General features: G+C 65.5%; 17 protein-coding genes and 1 pseudogene. 5 read left to right on the forward strand and 13 right to left on the reverse strand.

The genetic code is table 11. From position 1 onward, the window contains the following. The first annotated feature begins 20 nt into the window (after positions 1-20). A complete protein-coding gene (locus tag AB4Y73_RS02870) occupies positions 21-1,733 on the forward strand; it encodes a GAF domain-containing protein (protein WP_441868171.1) in 1,713 nt (570 codons plus the stop codon). A gap of 44 nt (positions 1,734-1,777) precedes the next feature. On the opposite strand, the gene AB4Y73_RS02875 is transcribed toward AB4Y73_RS02870, so the two are convergent. Further along, complete coding sequence (locus tag AB4Y73_RS02875; RefSeq protein ID WP_441868173.1) at positions 1,778-2,455, reverse strand: response regulator; 678 nt, start codon at positions 2,453-2,455, stop codon at positions 1,778-1,780. A gap of 252 nt (positions 2,456-2,707) precedes the next feature. On the opposite strand from AB4Y73_RS02875, the gene AB4Y73_RS02880 reads away from it, so the two are divergent. Continuing rightward, positions 2,708-4,291: a DUF4389 domain-containing protein gene (locus AB4Y73_RS02880; RefSeq protein WP_441868175.1), complete on the forward strand. Its 1,584-nt coding sequence runs from the start codon at positions 2,708-2,710 to the stop codon at positions 4,289-4,291. Positions 4,292-4,345: 54 nt separating this feature from the next. Here the strand turns inward: AB4Y73_RS02880 and AB4Y73_RS02885 are convergent, their stop codons facing one another. The 6 genes and pseudogenes from AB4Y73_RS02885 to AB4Y73_RS02910 all read right to left on the reverse strand — a co-directional run bounded on the left by AB4Y73_RS02885 (position 4,346) and on the right by AB4Y73_RS02910 (position 9,843). Further along, complete coding sequence (locus tag AB4Y73_RS02885) at positions 4,346-4,804, reverse strand: pyridoxamine 5'-phosphate oxidase family protein (protein WP_441868177.1); 459 nt, start codon at positions 4,802-4,804, stop codon at positions 4,346-4,348. A gap of 24 nt (positions 4,805-4,828) precedes the next feature. Then, complete coding sequence (locus AB4Y73_RS02890; protein WP_441868179.1) at positions 4,829-5,683, reverse strand: universal stress protein; 855 nt, start codon at positions 5,681-5,683, stop codon at positions 4,829-4,831. Beyond that, positions 5,680-6,144 (reverse strand): universal stress protein, encoded by a 465-nt coding sequence (locus AB4Y73_RS02895; RefSeq protein WP_441868181.1) that lies wholly within the window; start codon positions 6,142-6,144, stop codon positions 5,680-5,682. Before AB4Y73_RS02895 ends, AB4Y73_RS02890 begins: the two co-directional genes overlap by 4 nt. A gap of 78 nt (positions 6,145-6,222) precedes the next feature. Continuing rightward, positions 6,223-7,668: pseudogene (locus AB4Y73_RS02900) on the reverse strand (DUF5129 domain-containing protein). Between the two features lie 31 nt (positions 7,669-7,699). Continuing rightward, complete coding sequence (locus AB4Y73_RS02905) at positions 7,700-9,394, reverse strand: DUF5671 domain-containing protein (protein WP_441868183.1); 1,695 nt, start codon at positions 9,392-9,394, stop codon at positions 7,700-7,702. Next, on the reverse strand, positions 9,391-9,843 hold the full coding sequence (locus AB4Y73_RS02910) for a hypothetical protein (protein ID WP_441868185.1): 453 nt from the start codon (positions 9,841-9,843) through the stop codon (positions 9,391-9,393). Before AB4Y73_RS02910 ends, AB4Y73_RS02905 begins: the two co-directional genes overlap by 4 nt. Positions 9,844-9,997: 154 nt before the next feature. On the opposite strand from AB4Y73_RS02910, the gene AB4Y73_RS02915 reads away from it, so the two are divergent. Then, positions 9,998-12,337: a heavy metal translocating P-type ATPase gene (locus tag AB4Y73_RS02915; protein ID WP_441868188.1), complete on the forward strand. Its 2,340-nt coding sequence runs from the start codon at positions 9,998-10,000 to the stop codon at positions 12,335-12,337. 5 nt (positions 12,338-12,342) lie between these two features. On the opposite strand, the gene AB4Y73_RS02920 is transcribed toward AB4Y73_RS02915, so the two are convergent. From AB4Y73_RS02920 to AB4Y73_RS02940, 5 genes are all read right to left on the reverse strand, one after another. Then, a complete protein-coding gene (locus AB4Y73_RS02920; protein ID WP_441868190.1) occupies positions 12,343-15,027 on the reverse strand; it encodes a PEP/pyruvate-binding domain-containing protein in 2,685 nt (894 codons plus the stop codon). A gap of 157 nt (positions 15,028-15,184) precedes the next feature. Further along, complete coding sequence (locus AB4Y73_RS02925; protein WP_441868193.1) at positions 15,185-16,054, reverse strand: class II glutamine amidotransferase; 870 nt, start codon at positions 16,052-16,054, stop codon at positions 15,185-15,187. Between the two features lie 27 nt (positions 16,055-16,081). After that, complete coding sequence (locus AB4Y73_RS02930; RefSeq protein ID WP_441868196.1) at positions 16,082-17,482, reverse strand: glutamate decarboxylase; 1,401 nt, start codon at positions 17,480-17,482, stop codon at positions 16,082-16,084. After that, complete coding sequence (locus tag AB4Y73_RS02935) at positions 17,479-18,471, reverse strand: alpha/beta hydrolase family protein (RefSeq protein WP_441868199.1); 993 nt, start codon at positions 18,469-18,471, stop codon at positions 17,479-17,481. Before AB4Y73_RS02935 ends, AB4Y73_RS02930 begins: the two co-directional genes overlap by 4 nt. 41 nt (positions 18,472-18,512) lie before the next feature. Beyond that, positions 18,513-19,040 carry a MarR family winged helix-turn-helix transcriptional regulator gene (locus tag AB4Y73_RS02940; RefSeq protein ID WP_441868202.1) on the reverse strand — a complete coding sequence of 176 codons (528 nt, stop codon included), beginning with the start codon at positions 19,038-19,040 and terminating at the stop codon, positions 18,513-18,515. A gap of 129 nt (positions 19,041-19,169) precedes the next feature. Here AB4Y73_RS02940 and ribA point away from each other — a divergent pair, with 129 nt between their 5' ends. After that, positions 19,170-21,029, forward strand: coding sequence for a GTP cyclohydrolase II RibA (gene ribA / locus AB4Y73_RS02945; protein WP_441868205.1), 1,860 nt, complete (start codon positions 19,170-19,172; stop codon positions 21,027-21,029). Between the two features lie 18 nt (positions 21,030-21,047). On the opposite strand, the gene AB4Y73_RS02950 is transcribed toward ribA, so the two are convergent. After that, a complete protein-coding gene (locus tag AB4Y73_RS02950) occupies positions 21,048-22,256 on the reverse strand; it encodes a globin domain-containing protein (RefSeq protein ID WP_441868208.1) in 1,209 nt (402 codons plus the stop codon). A 328-nt stretch (positions 22,257-22,584) separates the two neighbouring features. On the opposite strand from AB4Y73_RS02950, the gene AB4Y73_RS02955 reads away from it, so the two are divergent. Then, complete coding sequence (locus AB4Y73_RS02955) at positions 22,585-22,716, forward strand: dienelactone hydrolase family protein (protein ID WP_441868211.1); 132 nt, start codon at positions 22,585-22,587, stop codon at positions 22,714-22,716. Positions 22,717-22,753: the final 37 nt, after the last annotated feature.

Consider the following 22,753-nt stretch of genomic DNA (forward strand, 5'->3'; position numbering starts at 1 on the left):
TACCGCGGAAGGCGGTTTCGGTGAGTGAATCCAGCCGCCAAACCACTAACGGCCCGGAACACGTTGCCACCTCCCGCATGGACGAACTTCTTAGCGACTTTGTTGATCGTGCAGGCGAAATGGAGAGCGCCCAGCAGCGGATGCAGGGGCTGCTGAACGCAGTGGTTGCACTCGCTGAGGACCTCAGCCTGGAGGCCGTACTGCTGAGGGTGGTCAGTTCAGCCTGCCACCTGCTGGAAGCCGAGTACGGAGCCCTGGGAGTCATCGGGAGTGACCGTGGCCTGAGCCACTTCATCACGGTGGGAATAGATGATGAGCTCGCCCACAAAATCGGCCCGCTCCCCACCGGCCATGGCGTTCTGGGGCTACTGATCCGCGATCCGAAGCCGCTTCGGCTGCACGACCTTAGCCAGCATCCGGATGCCTACGGGTTCCCCGAGCATCACCCCCAGATGAAATCTTTCCTCGGCGTCCCGGTCCGTGTGCGGGATTCTGTGTTCGGCAACCTCTACCTCACGCAAAAGAAGGGTGGGGGCGACTTTACCGACGAGGACGAAGGGCTCGCCGAGGCGCTTGCTGCCGCCGCCGGCGTCGCCATAGAAAACGCGAGGCTTTACGATGAGGCCCGGCGCAGGACAGCCTGGCTGCAGGCGTGCATGGACGTGTCCGGCAAGGTGATGGGCGACGAGGCGGCTCCGGTCGGCCAGGTCGAGGGTCTGGACATGATCGCCGCCAGGGCACTTCAGGAGTCGGGTGCTTCCCTTGCCCTGATTCTGGTCCCCGAAGAGGATTCAAATCTTTTCCGCGTGGCTGGAGCCGCGGGAAGAACGGCCCCGGAATGGGCCGGAGGGCTTTGCCCGTTTGATTCCAAGGAGGTGGGAGCCGTCCTTGCGTCGGGTCAGGCGGCTGTGATTGACGATGCTGCGGCCCTCAGTGGGGGTCCGGTCCCGAACGAAGGCCGGCTTTTGGTAGTAGACCTCAGCGCCCGCGGCACCCATCACGGGCTGCTTGTCCTGGTGCGTGAAGGTGCAGCAGGAGCCTTCAGTAAGACGGATGTTGAGATGGGTGCCGTGTTTGGCTCCCATGTTGCCCTTGCCCTCGAACTGGCTCGTGCCCACCGGATGCGGGAGCAACTTGCGGTGTTCACTGACCGCGACAGGATCGCCCGCGACCTGCACGACCTCGTCATCCAGCGCCTCTTTGCAGCGGGCCTTAGCATCCAGAGCCTCCGGCGCCTGATTACCGGCGAATCGGCCGCCCGGACCCTCCAGACGGTGACCGCCGAGCTTGACGAGGTTATCAGGGAGCTTCGCAACACCATTTACTCCTTGAACGGTTCGCCCATGGAGCGGGAACTCCTCAGCAGCCGTGTGCTCAAGGCGGTCCGTGGCGCTGCGCGGTCGCTGCGGTTTGTTCCCCGGCTTACCCTGACGGGGCCGATCGACGCGATCGGGGACGAGGAAACCGCATCGAACATCCTGGCCGTAGTTACCGAAGGCCTGAGCAACGCCGTCCGGCACTCGGGGGCGGACTCCATCCGCGTGTCCGTTTCCGTGGACGACGGATTTGTGTACGTCCGGGTCCAGGACAACGGCGCTGGCTTCAGCGTCCGGACGCCCGGCAACGGCATGACCAACATGCAGCACAGGGCCAGCAAGCTCGGCGGCACTTTCGAGGTCACCAGTTCCCCCGACACCGGAACGGCACTGACCTGGAAGGCTCCTGTCTTCTAGGCTGGGCAGCGCAGCCAGGGCCGTCTTGCTACAGAACGCAAGAGCTACTGGTCGCGGTGCTGCGCCACATGGACGGCCGCCTGCGTCCGCCGTTCAAAACCCAACTTCGCAAGCAGGGACGAGACGTAGTTCTTGACAGTCTTTTCGGCAAGGAGCATGCGCTCGCCGATCTGGCGGTTGGTTAGGCCCTCACCGATATACTCCAACACTCTGCGTTCTTGGTTGGTCAGCATTGCAATCCTTGGGTCCACCTGCTCCGGCTCAGCGAGGCCCTGCACGATTCTGGCCTTCAGATCGGCATCGAACAGTGATTCTCCTTTGGCGGCGCGGCGGAGTGCTCCGATCAGATCGGAACCGGCGATCTCCTTAAGAACGTATCCCGCGGCCCCGGCGAGGACTGCGCCGCGGAGTGCCTGCTCGTCGTCGTAGCTTGTGAGGATGAGGCAATTGATGGTCTCATCGACCGAATGCACATCGCGGCAGACCTCGATCCCGGTGCCATCCGGCAGCCGTGCGTCAAGAATTGCCACATCAGGACGCAGCGCTGGAATCCGGCGCGCCGCTTCGGCGGCAGAACCGGACATGCCCACGACGACGAACCCTTCGCTTTCCAGGAGGTCCTCCAAGCCGCGGCGCACCAACTCGTGGTCGTCAAGGATGAACACTCGGATCCCGTCATTCGACAGTTCAACGCCGTGTCCGGATGCTGCTGAGGCGTCCATCGTGATCCCTTCTGTGCCACCACCCGGGGCCAACCCGGGAGGGGGTGCTGTGCCTGCGCCTGAATCATTCTTTAGGAACCGCGGGGCCGCCACAAGGGCCGAACGGCCCAGACGGGGGACCGCGGCGGTTGTTGGAGCTTCGGGCCGTGACCTTTGGCCCTACTGACCGGGGGACCGGAGCAGGACTCTGGAGGGGACTCATTGCACGGCAGGGGTGCGGAGCCACGTTGTTGCTGCGACGGAAGGACTCCCATGAAAGCCCGTTCAATCACCATGCTCATTGTCGGCATTCTGTTCTCAATGCTGGGTGTGGGGCTGCTCTTCGGCGGCATAGCAGCGTCGTGGGTCAATGCACTCCAGAACGACGGCGGATACCTCACCTCGCCGAGGGAACGTTTTGCCGTGGATTCCTCGGCCATAGTCTCCGCCCGGGCGGACGGAATCCGCGACGACACGTACCCCGGACCTTTGCCCTTTGACGTAGGCAGCATCCGGATAGCGGCGGAGTCCGCCAACCCAGGCAAGAACGTTTTTGTCGGCATCGGGCCCAGGCAGGATGTTGACCGCTACCTGTCCGGAGCCAACTACTCCGAATTGCGGGAAGTCTCGTTCCGGCCGTTCCGTACTGAGTACCGGGAGGTGCAGGGGACTACGCCGTTATCAGCTCCGGCGGCACAGACGTTCTGGGTCGCGTCCGCGGCCGGTAGCGGCCAACGAAACCTGGACTGGAAGATAGCTGCGGGAGACTGGTCCGTGGTGGTCATGAATGCAGATGCCAGTCCGGGAGTATCAACGGATCTGCAGGGAGGGTTCCGGTCCGAGCTTTTCGGTCCCATCGCTGCTGGACTGCTGGCAGCAGGAGCCATCATGCTGGTACTCGGTGTGCCGCTCCTGATCTTCGGTGCGCATGGACTGGGGCGTCACGGAGCGCAGCCGGCCGCTCCGGCGCCGGGGGCGTATTCCGGTCCGGCCCCCTATGGAGTCCCTCAAGGCAGGACAAACCAGGTCATGGGCGAACAATTCACAGGTAATCAGGCCACAGGGAACCAGCTCACTGACGTCCAGGCTGCTGCCGAGGCAAGGCCCTATCCGGCGAGGCTACGCGGCGAACTCGATCCCGTGCTGTCCAGAGGGATGTGGCTGGTGAAGTGGTTCCTGGCCATCCCCCACTTTGTTGTGCTGTTCTTTCTCTGGTTCGCCTTCGTTGTGGTCACCATCATTGCCTGGTTCGCCATCCTGTTTACCGCCCGCTTTCCACGGTTCCTGTTCAACTTCAACGTAGGGGTCCTGCGCTGGAGTTGGCGCGTGTCCTTCTATGCCTACTCCGCGCTGGGAACAGACAGGTATCCGCCGTTCACGCTGGCCAAGACGGACTACCCCGCTGATTTCGAGGTGGATTATCCGGAGCGGTTGTCCCGCGGACTCGTGCTGGTCAAGTCCTGGCTCCTCGCGCTGCCGCACCTGATCATTATTGGCGCGCTGACCGGCGCGAGCACTGTCCGTTGGAGCGATCCCCGGAACCCCGGAATCAGGTACGAGACGGCTACAGGCGTCTCCCTGTTCGGTTTCCTGGTTCTTGTGGCGGCTGTGATCCTCTTGTTCAGCGGCCGTTACCAGCGCCCGCTGTTCAACCTGCTCATGGGCTTCAACCGCTGGATCTACCGGGTCATCACATATGTGGCCCTCATGCGTGACGAATACCCGCCGTTCCGCCTCGACCAGGGTCCCCTGGACATCGGCGAGCTCGCGCCCGTGCCCCCGGAAAGCCCGGTCCCCCCGGAAAGCCCCGCGACCCCGGAAAGCCCCCTGCCGCCGTCGGACCCTACAACGCCGTGAGGTGAGCGGCGGCGTCACACGCCCGACCGTCCCTGCACGTCAGTGCAGGTTGTCTCAGTGCCGCCCGGCGTCCAGCGGCGGCCACCAGTGCGCCGGGGAATTGATCACGAAACGCCGGCCGCTGACATCTGAGGGCGTGACGCGCACCAGATGGTCCTTGCTTCCGGTTTCCCACGGTGACAGTCCGGCGTCCGCTGCCTCCTGGAAGTCCTCCGGCGAGTCCACAACCGCAGCCGTGCCCTTGACGATGACGCTCCAGGCAATGGTGCCATAGGTGTTCAGTCCGTCGGCTTCCAACGCGATGGACCCGCCGCCCAGCACGGCATCCAGCTTGGTTCCTGATCCGGTGCGGAATATCACCGTGCCGTTATCCGGGACGTAGTTGACCGGAAAGATTTCCGGCTCACCAGCACGGACCAGGGCAACCCGGCCAACCGAGGCTGACCGCAGGTATTTCCAGCAGTCGTGGACGTTGAGAACTTCCGTCTGGGGTCCCGAAGTGTCGCTTTGCATGCTCGCAGGCTACTACGTTCGGCGCTATTTGCGGTGGATTGGGGTGATGACCGTGGGGCATGGAAGTTGCGTGAGGACAGCGTGTGCGGTGGAACCGAGGAGGAGCCGCTTGAATCCGCCCCGGCCCCGGCTTCCAACCACCAGCAGTTTGGCACCTGCTGCTGCTTTGACCAGCGCCTCAGCCGGTTCCCGTTTGGTGTCCAGGATTCTGTGCACCACCAAGTCCGGGTAGTCCTCACGCAGGCCGGAGACCGTCTCGGACAGCACCATCTGTTCCTCGTCCTCGATCCGCTGGGTCAGCGACTGGGTGAGCGCTCCGCTGTCCACCCATTTGTCCGGCTCCCAGATGGCATAAACCACCGTCAGTTCCTGGCCTTCGCGGTCTGCCTCGGCGGCGGCGAACGCAACGGCCTGCGTGGATTCTTCGGATCCGTCCACACCCACCACTACGCCCTGCCCGCCGTCGGCCTCCATGACTCCAATGACGGCAACCGGACACTTCGCAGCAGCGGCGACCTGCAGGGCCCGGTCCGTCAGCGAACCACCCAAATGCGGGGCGCCGGAGCCGACTACCAGCATTGACGCCTGGGTGGAGTACTTTCGCAGCGAGCCGGAAACGCCTCCCTCCAGTACTTTGGTGGTGATCTCAGCCGGAACCTTGCCCTTCACGCGCCCGGCAGCGGTTTCTACCAGCGTTTCACCCCTCTTCACCAGCTCACCGGTCCACGGGACTGGCTCCGCCACCCACCGGTCGTCAACAACGTTGAGAATGACCAGCGGCAAGTCCGCGCTGGCGGCCCGGCGGGCGGCCCACTCCACGGCGGCCCGGCTTTGCGGAGAGTCGTTTGTGGCAACGGCGATGGGTTTAGACGTTCTCACGGCTGGTTTTCCTTTGGTTTCGTGTCGGGGCTATGAACAACCAGGACAGGGCAGTGGGCATGGGCAACACAGGCTGAGCTGACAGAGCCCAGGAGCAGGCCGCCGAATCCGCCATGGCCGCGCCGGCCAACAACGATCATGTCCGCGTGCCGGCTGGCATCGATCAGGGAATCCCTGGGGTGGCCCCTCACTACGCGCGGGATGACGTTGGGTGGAATGTCGTCGCCGAAGGCCTGTTCAAGGGCGTCATTGAGGACGATCATGACGCGTTCCTCGAAACGGTCGATGCCCATTGCCACATACCCGGCATAGACCTGCGGATCATCCCAGTAGGCGGTGGCAAGTATTTTGGCTCCTACGGGGGCGGCCAACCGCTGGGCCTGCCGCAGCGCCTCCACGGATGCCTCCGATCCGTCTACCCCCACCACAAACATGGCACCCTCTGAGGCCGGCTCCGCCATCACGTATTCCCTTCAGTGGACTCGTACTGCTCTCCAGACTGCGGGCCGTGGCAACGGACGTGTAGGGCCTAAAGTCACCTAGAAACCGGAGGAACTGCCTGAGCCTGAGAAGCTTCCCCCGCTGCTCCCGTAGCCGGTGGTTCCGCCGCCGCCCCTGGCAGAGCTGACACTCCCGACGCCGGTGTTCAGGCCGGAGTTGAAGGCGGGGACGGAGAAGAAATAGTAAGAAGGGTAGACGGTGCCCAGAATGCTGGGTTCGTAGCTCCGCCGGCGGTGGCCGTCTGTGCCTTCCTGTGCGTTCTCCATCCCCCTGCGCATGAGTTTGGCTTCCCGTTCGGTCTTGGCAAAGCCAGCGATCACGGTTTCAGTGTGCTGCTTCAGCAGGTCCGACAGACGGCTGCGGGCATCCCGAAGGCGGTCCAGCGCATCTTCCGGCGTGAGTGTCCCGTCCGTGAGCTGGGCGGTCCAGCGTTCGATTTCCTCCAGGCTCTGGTCGCGGAAGAACCGCAGGGACGCGGCGGTGGCGGAGTCGCCTTGCCCGTGACGCTTAGTCAGGAGCTGCTCAAGCCCGGCGAGGTCGCTGCGGAAGGGCGCCAGCTGACGGTCCCAAGCCGTCGGCCAGGTGTTCAGCCGGTTCAACAGCGCGTTGCTGTCGGCAATGACGTCGTCCAGGGCATCCAGTTCGGCGGCCGCGTCCGCGTACTCACGGACCAGCCTGAGGTTTGGCCTGCGGCTCAAGGCCCTCGGTGTGAGCGCGTGCACCCGGTTCGAAAGTCCCGTGGCGGTGTTGTAGCGGTTCAGGAAGGTGCGGTGCTTCTCCAGCACACTGCTGCCGTAGGAAGACGACTCCGGGATGGTGCTCGCATTAAGCTCGGTGACGTCCAGGTCAGTGCTGACGTTGGCGTAGCTTCGGTCTCCCCGTGCCAACTCCTTGCGGCTGTCGGCCCTGGTTACGGCCCGCACTATCAGCAACGCAGCAGCCCCCGCCGCGGCCAGCGCACCCGTCACCTAGGCTGTGATCACGAAGGCGGCCGACTGGTACCACGGCTGGTTGATGAGTTCGGCGCCGCGCCGGACTCCCGCGATGGTGCCGTCTGTCCACTGGGCGTCGCGTAGAAGATCCTTTGCGGCGTTCTGGATGTCATCGCGCTGGTCTAGGGAGACCTTGCGGTCCTCGCCCATGTAGGTGCCCACATGCCGGCCCACGGGATCGAGGGCAAAGATGAAGAGACCGTCGGCCCATTTCTGTCCGTCGGGGCTGATCCAGTCCGGGTGTTCCGCGCGGGCGAACCGGAGAACCTCTTCGTTCAGGTTTTCCGCGGCACTCCCGTTGTAGGTATAGACGGCTACCTTGGTGGGCTCATGGAATTCGATTCCGGAGATGGCCGGGATGAGGGTGTTTCGGTCGAGCACCCCGGCCCTGTCCTCAATCACGACGCCGGTCGGCGTGACGGCGAATGCTGTAGCGCCGCCGCCCAGCAGCAAGGCAAACAACAGCAGCAGCAGCGTGGCGCTCTTGCGCATCTTTGGACCCACTTTTCTGTAGCAACGGCCGCTAGAACAGTCTTGGTGCTTCCAACGGTATGACGTCGATCTGCGCTGACCGGCCGTTCGAAGAACCAATCACCAGCAGTATGTGCGCGGCGGTGACACCGGCCAGAGCACTGACCACCCGCTCGGTCAGGCCGTCCTCCGATAGCGGTCCGGCCGGCAACGTCCCGCCTGCGTCGGCCCTTTTCCACACCGTGACTCTGGCTCCGGTCGCGGCAGCGATGGCCTCGGACAGCGGCTTCGCATTGGAAGCCGTCACCAAGATGACCTGCTCTACGGTGCGGGTGCTCGCCGCCGAGGCGGCAGCCAGAAGAGTACGTTCGCGACGCCACTGGGCGAAGTGATACCCGGCGACCAGACCAGCTGACACGAGGAGGCCCAGTGGCGCGCGGATCCGCTCCAGGAGGCTGGCCCCGGTTGTCTCTCCCAAAAGGAACTCGAAGAGCCGGAATCCAATCACGAGGAGTGCCACCAGGGCCACCACTGCGCTGATGCCGAAGAACACTATGAGGTAGACGCGCCTGCCGGGCGGAATTTCGTCCGCGGTTTGTGGCTGCCTCGTCGGGCTCCATGCCCGCCACCAGACGGGACCGCCCACCACAAGGGAACTTATCCCGCCGAGAAGCAGGGTTCGGGTGCCGCCGCCGGCGAGGGGTGAAACCGCCATGGCAAGCGCGGCATTGATGACCACCCCGATGCCGGTTGCGGCAGCGGCCAAGGCAACCCCGGAGGTTACGAGCCGGCCCGCACGCCGGGTGCCTACGGAGCGCTGAGTTCCGCTGACGCGGTGAAACCGCCAGATCAGGAGGCCGATCGCGGCAGCGGCGAGGGCTGGGCCAAGCGGGGCCAGCAACTCGCTCACTGGGGCAGACCGGTCGAATGCTGTCCGCAGGAGCACAAAAACCACGACGCCGGCGCCGCCGAGTGCCGTGATGCCGGCGGCGAAGATCCCGACCCCAACGATTGCCACGTCCACCAAGTCGGTGCGCATCTTTCGTCCGCCGCCCCTGAACCAGTGCCACCACCACACAGCGATTCCGCCAACCGTCCAAACCACGGCCCTCAGAATGGGCTGCCACCAACCCTCCACCTCCGGGGTCAGGCTCACCTGCCCGCGGACCGCCACATCAAGCAGGGTGCCCAAGGCATTGATGGCGGCGACCCCGCCCACCAGCAGCCCGAAGACCCACCCGATGACGGCAGGGACATCCTCCAGGGCGACCGGTTGTTTGAGGGGGTGCCGCCACATCCAGCGGTGCCAGATCCAGATGCCTGCCCAGACAATCCCATTCGACAACGGCGAATACCACGGAGTTACCTGGCTACCGATGAAGGAGGCCGCCGTTCCCAAAAAGCCGGTCACGGCTGAGATCAGGGAAACTGCGTAGACGGCAGACAGGTAGAAGCCCCAACCCACCGAGCCGCGCTCCGCTGGGTCGTCGAGCCTCCTCCAAACAAGCCACCATAGGAGGGCGGCGAGCGGCCCTCCGATCAGGGTGAAGGCCAGGGAACGGGCTACTCCGGCCACATCAGCGGATGCCACCACCGCTCCCGTGCTGAACAGGCGTTCCAACAGTCCGCTCAGCCCTACAGCCGTGATGACCACCAGCGCGAACAACAGAACGTAGAGGATCAGGCGGCGGAGCGTGGTTTGGGCTGAACCCGCCGCCGAACGTGGGGTTGAGGTTGCGGTGTTCACGGCTTGGACAATCCGGTGCATGACACGAGCTGATATGGTGCCTGTTCGATCAGCCAGTTGCCACCGGTCTTGACCAGGGCGAAACGGTCCTCCATCTCGTACTCCGAGGGTCCGAACGGGCCGCCCCCGCCGGAACTGACCAGCGAAACCCGCACGAGTGCCGAGCCGTCCCGCTCGGTCGCGGAGATCAGTACCACCCGGACGGGACGTGGCCCGCTTTCGTAGTAGCCGCGGCACACGGATTTGGCGTTTTCGGTGAGGTAGGAGTTGGCTGTGGGCGTATCGCCGTCGATGACGGCAGTGCTGTAACGCTGGACTACCCCCTGGGGCGTGGACACATCCAGGGCCTCCGGCCCGCCGCGGGTAAAAACGACCGCCAACGCCACAACGACCAGCAGTGCGATCGCCGAGAGTATGGCGATGAGAATCCGGTCGGGCTTCCCCGCCATACCCATGGTTCCTCCTAGGAGACGACACCGAACGTGGCCTCAGTTTTCAGCAGGACCACGCCGGCGCGGTAGGGGCGAACGTCCCGCACGCAACAACCGCACCATGGGCCTTTCGACGCTACGTTGACGCCCTCCCGCATGTGAGTATGGGCTCATGACGTACGTGCGCGCCCGCCTTGAGTTGCTGTTCTTCGTTTCCTCCGCCTTTCTGTTGGCGGGAGGCGGCGCGGCCTGGCTGCTTGGCTGGCACCCGGCGGCGGCGCTGGTCTGGACGGTAGGGACCATCCTCGGTCTGGTATTCGCCATTGCGTGGGTGGCGGGCGCCCTCCGGCGCAGGCAGGCGAGCGTGGACATCATCGCGGTGCTGGCTTTGGGGGGCGCCCTGTGGGTCAACGAGCCCTTCGCCGGGGCAATGATCACCGTAATGCTCGCGACAGGCAGGCTTCTGGAGGCAAAGGCGCAGGCCCGGGCCCGGCGGGAGCTGAGCCTGCTCGTTGAGCGTGCGCCTCGCACGGCGCGTAGGCGGGTACAGAGCGGCGTGGAATCGGTTCCCGTGGAGGCGCTCGCGGCCGGTGACCTGATTGTGGTTGGCACCGGCGAAGTCCTCGCCGTCGACGGACGGCTCCTGTCGGCCGGCATCCTCGATGAGTCCGCACTGACTGGCGAATCGCTGCCTGTGGAAAGGGTCGTCGGCGAGGACCTCCGCAGCGGCGTGGTGAACGCCGGTGCGCCCATCGACGTGATGGCGACTGCAGCCGCGGCGGACTCGACGTATGCGGGCGTGGTGCGCCTGGTGGAGCAGGCACAGGCGGCCTCAGCTCCCTTCGTACGCACTGCGGACCGGTTCGCTGCCTTCTTTGTCCCGCTGACCCTGGTTTTGGCGGGGGCGGCCTGGGCGCTCAGTGCAGACCCGGTACGGGCCGTGGCGGTCCTCGTCGTCGCGACACCGTGCCCACTTCTGCTGGCAGCCCCGATAGCGATCATGTCCGGACTATCGCGCGCCGCGAGCATAGGCGTGGTGATCAAAGGCGGCGGCGCCCTGGAACGGCTGGCCGCAGGCAGGGCGGCCCTCTTCGACAAAACGGGAACCCTGACCCGGGGGCAGCCCACCCTCGCTGACACGGTCACGGCCGGAGACACGGTTGACGCCGACGAACTCCTGCGGCTGGCCGCCTCCCTCGACCAGGTCTCACCCCATGTTTTGGCCAGCGCGATCGTCACCGCTGCCACCCGCAGGGACCTTGGGCTTGAAATGCCCGAAGACGTCCGCGAGGAACACGGCTACGGACTCCGGGGAACGGTCGGAGACCACGACGTCAGGCTCGGCAAGGCCGCCTGGATCGCTCCCGGTTCCGAACCGGGCTGGGTGCGCCAGGTGCGCCGGCGTGCCGACCTCGATGGATCACTGACAGTATTCATCGCGGTCGACGGCGAACCCTGCGGAGCGTTCCTGCTCGAGGACCCGGTCAGGCCCGACGCCCCGCGCATGATCCGGGCCCTGCGCGGCGCCGGCATCAGCAGGATTGTCCTGGTGACGGGTGACCGGGAGGACATTGCGCATACAGTGGGCCGGGTGGTTGGAGTTGATTCCGTCCGGGCCGACTGTGACCCCGGCGAGAAGCTTCGGGTGATCACGGCTGAATCCGCCGGCGCCGCGACCATCATGGTCGGGGACGGCGTGAACGACGCCCCGGCCCTTGCAGCAGCGGGGGTGGGAGTGGCCTTGGCAGCACGGGGCGCCACCGCCTCGTCGGAGGCTGCCGACGTGGTGCTGACCGTGGACCGCATCGACGCGCTCGCCGACGCCATCCTCATCGCGCGCCGCTCCATGGGCATCGGCAGGCAGGCCGTAGTTGTGGGCATGGGCCTGTCGCTCGCCGCCATGGTGGCTGCAGCCTTCGGGTTCCTCGCACCGGCAGCCGGAGCCGTGCTGCAGGAGTTCATTGACGTCCTGGCGATAGGCATCGCCCTGCGTGCCGTGATCCCCGGCAAAACCCACACCATCAACATGGCACCGGCCGACATCGCCACCGCACGCCGGCTGAAAACCCAGCATGACGCCGTGGGCGCCGTCGTCGAGCAAATACGCGCGGTCGCAGACACCCTCACTACCCGGGCCCCCGACCTGGCCCCGGCACGTGTCCTGCTCGGCCGCCTCGAGACCGAACTGCTCCCGCACGAACGCGCCGACGAGGAACTCCTGGTGCCGCTTGTTGCCCGCGCTCTCGGCGGGTCGAATGCTACCGCCGACATGAGCCGCACCCACGCCGAAATCGAACATCTCATCAGCCGGCTCCACCGGTTGTTGAACGGCCTCGAAAAAGACGCCCGCCCCGAAGACATCATCGAGCTCCGCCGGCTGCTCTACGGCCTCTACGCCATCCTCAGACTGCACAACGCCCTCGAAGAGGAAGGCGCCTTCAGCCTGGTGCCCGATGACCGGCCCGCGGCTAAGACCCCGACACCAAGCTCTCCACGGAAAGCGGGCGGTTAGCCGTTTTACGGGCTCCGGGGCAGTTCGCCCGTCGCGTCCGGGTGGGGCTCGATAGTGACGGTGACGGTGCCGGCGTCGCCGTCCACGCTGATCTGCTGGCCGCTGGTGATCCGCTCGGTGGCCACTCCGGTACCGAGGACGGCAGGGATACCGTACTCCCGGGCCACGATGGAGCTGTGGCTCAACGGGCCGCCGACATCGGTAACGACGGCGGAAGCCATCGCGAACAGCGACGTCCATGCGGGAGTAGTGATGCGGGCGACCAGGACGTCGCCGGGCCCCATCAGTGCGAAGTCTTCAGGGCCGTGCAGGACCCGTGCGGGGGCTCTTACTTTGCCGGCGCTGGCGCCGACGCCCTTGATGACCCCGCCTGGCTGGTGTTGGCGCGCCGGCATCATTGACCCGAACGCCCGCTCCATCCAACGGCTCTCCGGGAGCAGCTGCGGGGCAGCGGCCTTGGCCTGACCGCGCCACAGCATCCTGCGCTCCTCGATGACGCCGGCGCGGACCGGGCGGTCTGCGCCCGTAATGGCCACGGCAGGCTGCGGTCCCGGCGCGGCGAGACCGAATTCGACGGCGCTGCGCAGCTCCTGGAAGCGCAGCCAGAACACGTCGGCCGGTTCGCCAATTACCGAGGATTCCACCAGCCGCCGTCCCAATTCAAACAGCATCCGCCGCAGCAGCGGCCAGGCAAGCCCGACGTCGGCCAGGGCGTCCTCGCGGATCGGTGCGGTGCTTTGGGCCCACCGGAGCAGTCGAAGGAATGCCGCGCGGCGGCGCGGCCCGAGCCGCGCGGTCATCTGGGCCGTCAGGCTCTCGCGGCGTTCAGCTGAGCGAAGCTGCCGTTCGTGCGGGTCGGTGCCGTGTCCCTGCAGGTAGAACTTCAAGGTCTCGATCAGGGTGGACGGGTCATCAGCCGGGACGGGGCTGGCGAAGTCCAGGTTGTAGACAGCGTGGCCGAACCGGTCCAGATGTTCCTGGAAACGCGGCCGCCATTGCTGCCACAGCTCAGCGTTCACCCCCGCAGGCGGTGACCCGGTGCGCTGGGACTCGGCGAGCGCCGCCGTCGGGGTTTCACGGATTGCGGCCGTCAGCCCGGGGACGCCACGGACCCAGGTAGCCAGCCCGTACAGGGATTTTTCCGCGCGGATTGGTTCGCTGTCATAGCCGAGGAGGAAGGTCTGGGCGGGCGGATCGTTGTGGCGCTTGACCAGTTTGTCGTAGAACGCCCGGAAGGATATCTCGCTGGTGGCGGCGAGCGGAATGATTGATTGCACCGCGGTGTAGTACACGGTGCCGGCGTCCAGCAGTGCCTGCACGCCGTCGAGCAGTTCCTCGCCGGCGAGTTCGAGGACGGGCTTCGCGGACCAGTCGTTGATCACCCGTTCGTAGCGGGGATGCGAATAATCCCGCCACCCGGCCACACCCATGTGCGCTTCGCCGCGGAACAGTGCGCGGAAGGCCGCGGGCGACTTCGCCATCATCCGCCACATGCCGGAGTTGCGGTAGTAGTAATAGGCGTAGCCGTTGACGGTTGGCAGCCGGACGTCGCCGTCGCGGACGGCGCCTTTGCCAATGGCGTCGCCGAGGAGTGCCTGCAGGGACCGGGACACCGAGCCGTCAATGAGGTCGGCAAAGAGCGGCGAGAGCGGATCCGGCAGTTGCTCCACGATGCTCGCCCGGAAATACGTCCCCTTCGGGTACGGGACAGGCCACGCCTGCGGGGCATCGGCCGCCGGTTCCGGCAGCGCAGTGATGGCCCGGGACTGGAGTATGAAGAATTTCCCGCCGACCCTCGCCCACTCGATGTCCTGCGGCATCCCGAAGTGGCTGGCGATCCGCATTCCGAGCCCCGCCAGCTCTGCTGCTGCGGCGTCATCAAGGACGGGTTCACGGCGCCGTGCGGGCGGTACCGGCTGCTGACGGGTGCCGTGCTCCGCGTAGACGGTCATGGTCTCTTTGTCCGCCGTCCGGTGCGACAGCACGTTGCCTGTTCCGGCATCGACCACGATGTCATCGGTGGTGACCGTTCCGCTGACCACGGACTCGCCCAGGCCCCACGCGGCACTGATCACCATCTGGTCGCGGCGCCCGTTCGCAGGGTTCGCCGTGAACATCACGCCCGCAGCTTCGGCCTCCACCATCCGCTGGACCACCACCGCGAGGCGGACCGAGTCAGGGGTGATGCCTTCGCGTGCCCGGTAGGCCATGGCACGCGCGGACCACAGGGAAGCCCAGCAGTCGATCACGGCCGCCTGCAACGCCGCAGCCCCCACGACATTCAGGTAGGTTTCCTGTTGCCCGGCGAAGCTGGCTGAGGCAAGATCCTCTGCCGTGGCGGAGGACCGCACCGCCACGGCCGCGTTCCCGTCGCCGAGGCGGCCGTAGGCAGCGTCCAGTTCGGCTGCAATGGCGGACGGCACGGTGCCGTGAGTGAACAGCGCACGGATTCGCGCGGAGGCGTCCTGGTAGTCCTGCGGCGCGGCCTGTGGTGACAGCGTGGCCAGTGCAAGGATGTCGGCTTCAAGGTGATTTGTGGCCACGAAATCCGCATAGCCCGCGGTGTTCAGGACAAAACCCGGGGGAACCGGCAGGCCTGCCGTAATCAGCCCGCCCAACCCCACAGCTTTGCCTCCGGCGAGGGCGACGTCGTCCAGTCCCACATCACCTAAGTTGTTGACGTACGTCATGTCGGCGCATCCTTGCTGCCCGGATCCGGGGGCGTTCAGTGAGGCTGGTTCTCCACATAGTGGCACTGCCGCAAGCAGGCGTCCACCGGTCGCGGCGACCCTAAGCGAGGGGCAGAGCCCAAGTGCATGAACCTCAGGTCCGCCAGAGGGACGGTGGTTAGGACGCCTGGGAGGCCGCGGCGGACGGTTCAAGGTCAGACAGGGTGAGCAGGTTCGCCGGGCTCTCCGGGAAAGGAAAAGTCGTTGTGACCACGCGATCCGGGCCGACGTGCACCAGCCCGCCGGAGGCTATGGGGTGCCAGTCCGGGTTGTGATCCATCGGTTCGGTGGCGACGACGACGTGGGGAGAACGGGCGAGGTCTTCACTGCGGGCGTGGATGCGGTGGCTCCGTGCCTCCAGGGGAGCAGCTGGTCCGTGGACGCTGGCAGGGTCTCTTTGCAGGATGTACAGCTCGTGCGTGGCGGGGAACCTGACCGCCCAAAGGTCTGTCGCCGTCGTCAGAATGAGATTCAGGCTGAAGACGGGCAATCGCTCAGCGATCCACGTGACGGCTCGAGTTATACCCTGTGTGACGTCCCCGTCAGCCCGGCGGCTCTCCGCGGTAATCAGGGCGAACAGGCGTTCGCTGTCGGTCTGGCCGTGAACGAGGTCCGTAACCCCCAGCCTGGCCAGGTGCTGATCGAGCCCTCCGAGGCCACCGAAGGCGCCGTTGTGGGCGAATAGCCGCCCGTCCTGCTCAAACGGATGCGTATTGACCATCGTGTGCGCGCCGGTGCTCGCATAGCGGACGTGGGCCAGGAACGTGGTGCTCCTCAAGGTCCGGGCCTCGCGCGCAAAGGCGTGGTCCTCCCAGGCGGCGAGCGGCTGCTTGGCTACATGGGCTTTGCCTTCCGCGTCGAAGGTGCCGATGCCGGTTCCGTCGGGCTCCCGGCGGCTCTGGCTGGAGAGGCTGTCCGGGGCGTCCAAGAGCCAAAACGTGGCACGGACGGGTTGGGGGCCTGCGTGCAGGCCAAACAGTCGGCACACGATGGCTCCTTTGTCGGCGTCCGCCAGCTAGTGGTGGAAGGCTTGGGTTGTCCCGCTGGAGGGCATCGGAGCGGTCAGCCCGTCCAGGTAGGCGACTTCCTTTTTGAGATCGATCAGGAAGCTGGATGCGAGGTCGCGGGTGAAGCCGTTGCGGACAACGATCCTTTGCACCGTGATCTCGCCCAGCCCCTCCGGCATGGGGTAGGCCGGGACGAGCCAGCCATTCATTCGGAGGCGCTCGGACAGGTGGTGAAGGTTCCAGTTTTTCGTGTGCCCGTCAGCGAGCTGCCAGGCAAAGACCGGGATATCGGATCCGTCGCTCCACAGGGTGAAGGCCTCCATCGCCCCGATTTCACCGGACAGGTAGAGCGCTACGTCCCGGGATGTGGCTTGGACCGATTCGTATCCGGCAAATCCCAGCCGGAGGAAGAGATAGTACTGCAGCAGTACCTGGGCGCCGGGCCGTGAAAAATTCAATGCGAAGGTCGGCATGTCGCCGCCAAGGTAGCTGACATGGAAGATGAGGTCACCCGGAAGCGCGTGTTCGTCCCGCCAAATGATCCAGCCGAGGCCCGGATAAACGAGGCCGTACTTGTGGCCGGAAGTGTTGATCGAGGCGACCCGGGGGAGGCGGAAATCCCAAACGATGTCCGGCTGGAGGAAAGGAGCGACCATGCCCCCTGAAGCCGCATCGACATGGATGGGAATATCCAGCCCGCGGCGTGCCTGAATTTCGTCCAGGGCAGCCGAAATGTCCTCGACCGGTTCATACACGCCGGTGTACGTCACGCCCATAATGGCGACGACGCCGATGGTGTTTTCGTCAACATACCGGTCCAGGTCGTGGCCATCGAGCATCTGGTGTTCCTTTGACACCGGAACAAAGCGGGCTTCAACCTCCCAGTAGTTGCAAAATTTCTCCCAGCACACCTGCACGGCGGAGCTGAGGACAAGGTTGGATTTGTCCGTCGGCAGGCCGGCCGCCCGCCGGGCGTGCTGCCAGCGGCGCTTCAAGGCCAGGCCACCGAGCATGCACGCCTCGGAGGAGCCGATCGTGGAGGTGCCGATGGCCTTGGCCGGCTCGGGCGCATTCCAAAGGTCCGCGAGCATCCGCCAGCAACGGGTCTCGATCAGCGCCGTCTGTGGGTATTCGTCCTTGTCGATCATGTTCTTGTCGAACGTCTCGGCATACGGTCGCGCCGCTTCCGGTTCCATCCACGTTCCGACAAACGTGGCCAGATTAAGCCGCGAGTTCCCATCCAGCATCGCCTCATCGTGAACAACCTGATAGGCGGTGGAGGGCAGGGACTCCCCGGCCGGGACGGTGAAGCGCGGAAAGACGGTGGATTCCCCAGGCCGGCTGAACAGGGGGTTGAGCTCCACGACCGTGTCAGGTTCAGGCGCGGGCGTCCTGCGTGACCTGCTCACGCAGATACCCTCCAACGCATCGTCTCTCCCAGCCAGGCGAGGATCGTCGCGAGGCTTTCAGGATCGAGATGGGTGCCGGGCCCGTTGTAGCCGTTCCCGGGTGAGGCCGCGACTTCGGCCGGCTCACGGGTGTCCTCTTTGAACACGTGATTGGCGTTGGCCGGAAAGGCGAAGGTCACATTCGTCATTCCAGCGGCGGCTTCCTGGAGCGGGCCCCCGTCGGCACGTACGTCAATTTGTACATCTCGTCCACCGATCAGCACCAGCGTGGGGACCTGCACTTTCCCCAGTGAGTCGCAGGTGGACTCGACCCACAGTTCCCGGGCGAACGGGAGGTTCACGGGAGCTTCGAAGCTTGCGAGAACCATCTTCACGGTGTCGGGCAGGCCGGGATCAGGGTTCATGGGCTGTCCGGCTGCGTAGCGTGCGGCAGCTTCCTCGACCTTCGGCATGAGCGCGGCGCCACCAGGGACCTGCGCGGACTGAAGAGCCAACTGAGAAAGCAGCACAGACTGTATCGGGCGCCCGGGTGGTGCAGCGAGGACAATGCCGGCGAAGGGCACGTGCTGGGGAGTTGTGGCGTAGTGGAGCACATGCAGAGCGCCTTCGCTGTTACCGAGCCCGACAATGCGTGCGGAATCGATGAAGTCCAGTTCGGAGAGCACCCGAACCGCCTCGACCAGTTCGTCGAGATGAGACTGCATGCTCATTGTTCCGATGAGCTTCGTGACGTTCTCTCTCGCGTGCGGCCCGGAGGCCCGCTTGTCATAGCGGAGGGATGCGATCCCGGCACGGGCAAAAGCCTCCGCGAAGAGCCGCCCGCTGCCGTTGCTGCCAGGAAGCAGCGGTGAACACCAATCCCTGTCAGTCGGGCCGCTGCCCGCAACAAGAACCACCGACGGGAAGGGCCCATCGCCGGCGGGCCGGACGACGGTCCCCGCCATGGTGATGCCATCCAGCTGCCACGACACTTCAACAGAACTCGCCATGCCCACAGTCTCACAGTGCCCTGCGAACAAGACAACCGTCCTCACGCATTCCCGATTGGCGCACCCCTGCGCTCCCCGACGTCGGCGCTCCGCAGACCGTAGTCGTCCGGGTCCAGCACACTGAGGATGCGTTTGCCGATGCTGCCGAGCTGGCGCGACTGCGCCTTCGTCAGGGGATCAAACACCAGGGAGCGGACGGCCTCCACGTGACCCGGGGCGGTGCTGACGATTTTTGCCAGGCCCTCATCGGTGAGCGCGGCCAAGGTGATGCGTCCGTCGGTGGGGTCAGGGGAGCGACGGACCCAGCCGCGCTTTTCGAGCCGGCTCACCACTTGGGACAGGCGGGGGAGGCCCGACTCGGTGAAGCCAGCAAGATCGCTCATCCGGCGCGTGCGGCCCGGCGCCTCGGACAGGCCCGCCAGGACCATGTATTCAAAGTGGCTCAAGCCCGCGTCACGCTGCAACTGGGCATCCAAAGCAGCCGGCAGTTTCATCATGACGCCCACCAGGGTCAGCCAGGCTTCGCGTTCGTCGCTGCTTAGCCAGCGGGGCTCGTCGGCTTCTTCCATAGGTGAAGTCTACGCGATTTACTTCACGTATGAAGTTTGTTGACCCCCAGATCACTTGCGTCGTGAACTAATCGACAGTACTGTTTACTTCAACATTCAAGTACTTTCGTTCCGACCCGAGGAGCACAGATGACCGTCCTGACCGAGACCGTCGCGCGGCCATGTGAACAACCTGCTGCCGTGCGCAGCCAGGTGACTGTCCCCCTGCGCTTCCCCGATGGCTTCATTGCCACGGCCGAGGTGATGACCTTCCACGGCCTGGCCGACGGCAAGGAACACCTCCTGCTTGGACTCGGCCAGTGGGAGCAGAGGCTCCTGGACCAGGGACCGGACGGTACCGCCCCGCTCGTCCGGCTGCACAGCGAATGCCTCACCGGCGACGTCTTCGGCAGCGAGCGCTGCGACTGTGGTCCCCAGTTGCGCGAGGCTGTCGAGGAGATTGCCGCCGTCGGAGGTTTCCTGCTGTACCTCCGCCAGGAGGGGCGCGGGATCGGACTGTACTCCAAGCTGGACGCGTACGCCCTGCAGGACGCCGGGCTGGACACCTACGAAGCGAATGTGGCGCTGGGGCGTGGCGAAGATGAACGGGATTACACCGCCGCTGCCCAGATGCTCGGTGCCCTCGGCGCAGGCCGGATCCGCCTCCTCACCAACAACCCGGACAAGGTGGGCCAGCTGACGGCCCTTGGCGTTGATGTGGCGGAGCAGGTCCCCACGGGCGTGCACCTGTCCGACGCCAACCGGCTTTACCTGGCAGCCAAGCGGAACCACACCGCGCATACGATCAACCTCCCGGACGTCGACCCCCCGGTGCCTTCCGCCCCCATCCCGACGCATGACGAGGTTCTGGCGCGGGTGGACGCCCTGGTTCCCCGGCTGAGGGAGCGGGCGGAGGAAACCGAAGAGCTCCGCCGCATCCCCGCCGCTACCATTGCCGAACTGAAGGAAGCAGGCGTGTTCCAGATGCTCGCGCCCAAGGCAGTCGGCGGGTACGGGATGGGGCTGGAAACCTACGTGCAGGTGGTTCGCCGGCTCGCGCAGGGTGACGTCTCAACCGCCTGGAGCGTAGGCCACCTTGTGGAGCACGTGTGGATGCTGGCCCGGTGGCCGAAGCAAGCACAGGACGAAGTATTCGCCGCCGGCCCCGCACCCTTGGCAGCGGCAACCGGAGCCCCTCCCGGATCAGCTGAGAAGGTCCCCGGCGGGTTCGCCATTTCCGGCCGGTGGAGCTTTGCCTCCGGCGTGATGCATTCTGACTGGGCGCTCCTGGCAGTCCAGCACGGCGGCGTGCGGCTTCAGTGCCTGGTTCCGATGGCGGATCTTGAGTTGCTGGACGTGTGGCACACGGCCGGCCTGCGGGGGACAGGCAGCAACGATCTCAGGGCCGAGGGCCTCTTTGTCCCGGCGTACCGTGCCCTCGAGTGGAGCCTGCTGGCGGCGGCCGACAACCCGGGAAGCTTCATCCATCCGGACCCCAGCATCCACATCCCCATGGCCACGTTCCTGAACATGGTTGCCCCGGCGGCGGCCCTCGGCGCCGCGGAGCATGCGTTGAAAGAGTTCCGTAACCTGATGATGGTACGGAAGGTCAAGCAGACGGTGGAGAAGCGCCAGGCAGATTCGCCGCTCGCCCAAGCCCGGTTCACGCAGGCGTACGGCCAGGTAGCCACCGCACGCCTGCACTGGGAGGAAGCTGTCCGGGTGGTGTCCGCGTCCTTCGGGCGCCGGCCAGTTGCCTTCACTGATGAGGAGCGCGCCCAGTACCGGCTCTCCCTCGGCCTCAGCGGACAGGCCTCGGCCGAGGCAGTCCGGCTCATCCTGACCGGCTCAGGCGGCAGCGTCCACCGCCTGACTCACCCGCTCCAGCGGATCCAGCGCGACGTCAACGTGCTGCTCAACCACGCTTCGCTGACCATGGACCCGATCCTGGAACAGGCCGGCCGCGGACTCCTGGATCTCGGGTTTAGCATTCCGGCAGAGCAGTTCTAGCCCGGCCCGGTCCGGGGTTTACTGGAAGTCAGCCAGCCACAGGTCCGGTCCGAACACCTCGTACTGGATGTCCTTGGCCGGAACGCCCTTGGCGACCAGGGCACTGCGGACCGCCTGCAGGAACGGCAACGGCCCGCAGAGGTAGTATTCGGCGTCCAGCGGCAGCTCCACGGCATTGACGTCCATGAAACCCTGGAAAGTATTGCCGGCCGGCCCCTGATCCTCTGCCGGATTCACAAACCAACTGTGGAGGGACCCCTCAGGCAGCCGCTCGATGTCCTCGGTGACCTGATGGCGGAGCGGAAACGAGTCCGGACTGTCATCAGCGTGCAGCAGCATCACCCGGCGCTGTGAGCCGGCCTTCACCAGGTGCGAGAGCATTCCGGCCATGGGGGTGATGCCGATGCCGGCACTGGCCAGCACCACCGGCCGGTCGGTGTACTCCAGTACCACGTCGCCGAACGGGGCTGACAGCACCACTTCATCGCCGACATTGATGTCCTGGTGCAGGAGGTTGGACATCTCGCCGTCAGGGGTGGCGAGCCCGTGGACCCTCTTCACGGCGAAATGCCGGTGCTGCCCGTCGTCGGCGCGGGTCAGGCTGTACTGGCGGGGCTGATGGACGCCGTCCTTCATGGGCATCTTGATGGTCACGTACTGCCCGGGCAGGGAGGGTTTTACCTCCCGTTCGTCGGTGCGCTCCACCACGAAAGTAACGACGTCTGGTGTCTCCTGGATGCGCTGGGCCACACGCCAGGTGCGCCAGATGGTGTCGGGGGAAAGGTGCACCGCGCCGTACAGCCCGCGTTCCTTGTTGATCAGCATGTTTCCCATCAGCCAGTACACCTCGTCCCAGGCCGCTGCGACCTCGGGAGTAACAGCATCGCCGAGCACGTCCACGATGGCCCAGAACAGGTGGTCGTGGACGATCTGGTACTGGTCCGGGCTCAGGCCGAGCGAGACGTGCTTGTGGGCGACGCGGGAGAGCAGGTGGTCAGGAAGTTGGTCAGGCTTCTCCACGAGGTAGGTGGCGAAGGCCGCGATTGAACCGGCCAGCGCCTGTTGCTGGCGGCCGTCAGCCTGGTTTCCACGGTTGAACAGGCCGTCGAGCAGGTCCGGCCTCGCGTCGAACATGTGCTTGTAGAACCGCTTCGCAATTTCTTCGATATTTTCACCCACTACAGGCAGCGTTGCCTGAATGACGGGGCGGGAAGTGTCAGAGAGCATAATGCGTCCTTCCGTGTTGACCGGCTGAACCCAGCCGTGATCAGCCTTGGCCGTGCCAATGTAGCAGCCCGGCCGGGCGCGGAGAAGGGACTTATGGTAGTAGCCAGCCTGCAGCGGGACACTCGGTTCGGACGGCGTGATCCATCCGCTCCACCAGCATTAACCGGCATCGGGGGACCAGGTGGTCCGTGCCCTGGTGTCCGGGACCGGAGGAACTGGCAGACCGGGTGGATTTGCGGGGCAGCGCTCGGGACTCGACGGTCATCGCAGCCAACGACCTATACCGGATGGCCTTCCCGTAACGGCGGCGGCAGCCTTAACCACCAAGGTGATGCATCAGCTCACCGTCTGTCCGGGCGTGGACCACGCCTTCCACAATGACACTCGGGAACAGTATCACCAGACCCAGGCGGCCGCCGCCTGGAATGACATATTGTCCTGGTTTGGGCAGCACGCCTGAGTACGCAGCAGCGGCCGACGACGGCGGGCGGCTGGGC

Source organism: Pseudarthrobacter sp. TAF60_1 (assembly GCF_052113505.1).
GTDB lineage: Bacteria > Actinomycetota > Actinomycetes > Actinomycetales > Micrococcaceae > Arthrobacter.

Excerpts from the sequence above, each read along its gene's own strand:
- AB4Y73_RS02875 (WP_441868173.1), bottom strand. The coding sequence starts at position 2,455 with ATGGACGCCTCAGCAGCATCCGGACACGGCGTTGAACTGTCGAATGAC.
- AB4Y73_RS02880 (WP_441868175.1), top strand. The coding sequence starts at position 2,708 with ATGAAAGCCCGTTCAATCACCATGCTCATTGTCGGCATTCTGTTCTCA.
- AB4Y73_RS02885 (WP_441868177.1), bottom strand. The coding sequence starts at position 4,804 with ATGCAAAGCGACACTTCGGGACCCCAGACGGAAGTTCTCAACGTCCAC.
- AB4Y73_RS02895 (WP_441868181.1), bottom strand. The coding sequence starts at position 6,144 with ATGGCGGAGCCGGCCTCAGAGGGTGCCATGTTTGTGGTGGGGGTAGAC.
- AB4Y73_RS02910 (WP_441868185.1), bottom strand. The coding sequence starts at position 9,843 with ATGGCGGGGAAGCCCGACCGGATTCTCATCGCCATACTCTCGGCGATC.
- AB4Y73_RS02915 (WP_441868188.1), top strand. The coding sequence starts at position 9,998 with ATGACGTACGTGCGCGCCCGCCTTGAGTTGCTGTTCTTCGTTTCCTCC.
- AB4Y73_RS02920 (WP_441868190.1), bottom strand. The coding sequence starts at position 15,027 with ATGACGTACGTCAACAACTTAGGTGATGTGGGACTGGACGACGTCGCC.
- AB4Y73_RS02935 (WP_441868199.1), bottom strand. The coding sequence starts at position 18,471 with ATGGCGAGTTCTGTTGAAGTGTCGTGGCAGCTGGATGGCATCACCATG.
- AB4Y73_RS02940 (WP_441868202.1), bottom strand. The coding sequence starts at position 19,040 with ATGGAAGAAGCCGACGAGCCCCGCTGGCTAAGCAGCGACGAACGCGAA.
- ribA (WP_441868205.1), top strand. The coding sequence starts at position 19,170 with ATGACCGTCCTGACCGAGACCGTCGCGCGGCCATGTGAACAACCTGCT.
- AB4Y73_RS02950 (WP_441868208.1), bottom strand. The coding sequence starts at position 22,256 with ATGCTCTCTGACACTTCCCGCCCCGTCATTCAGGCAACGCTGCCTGTA.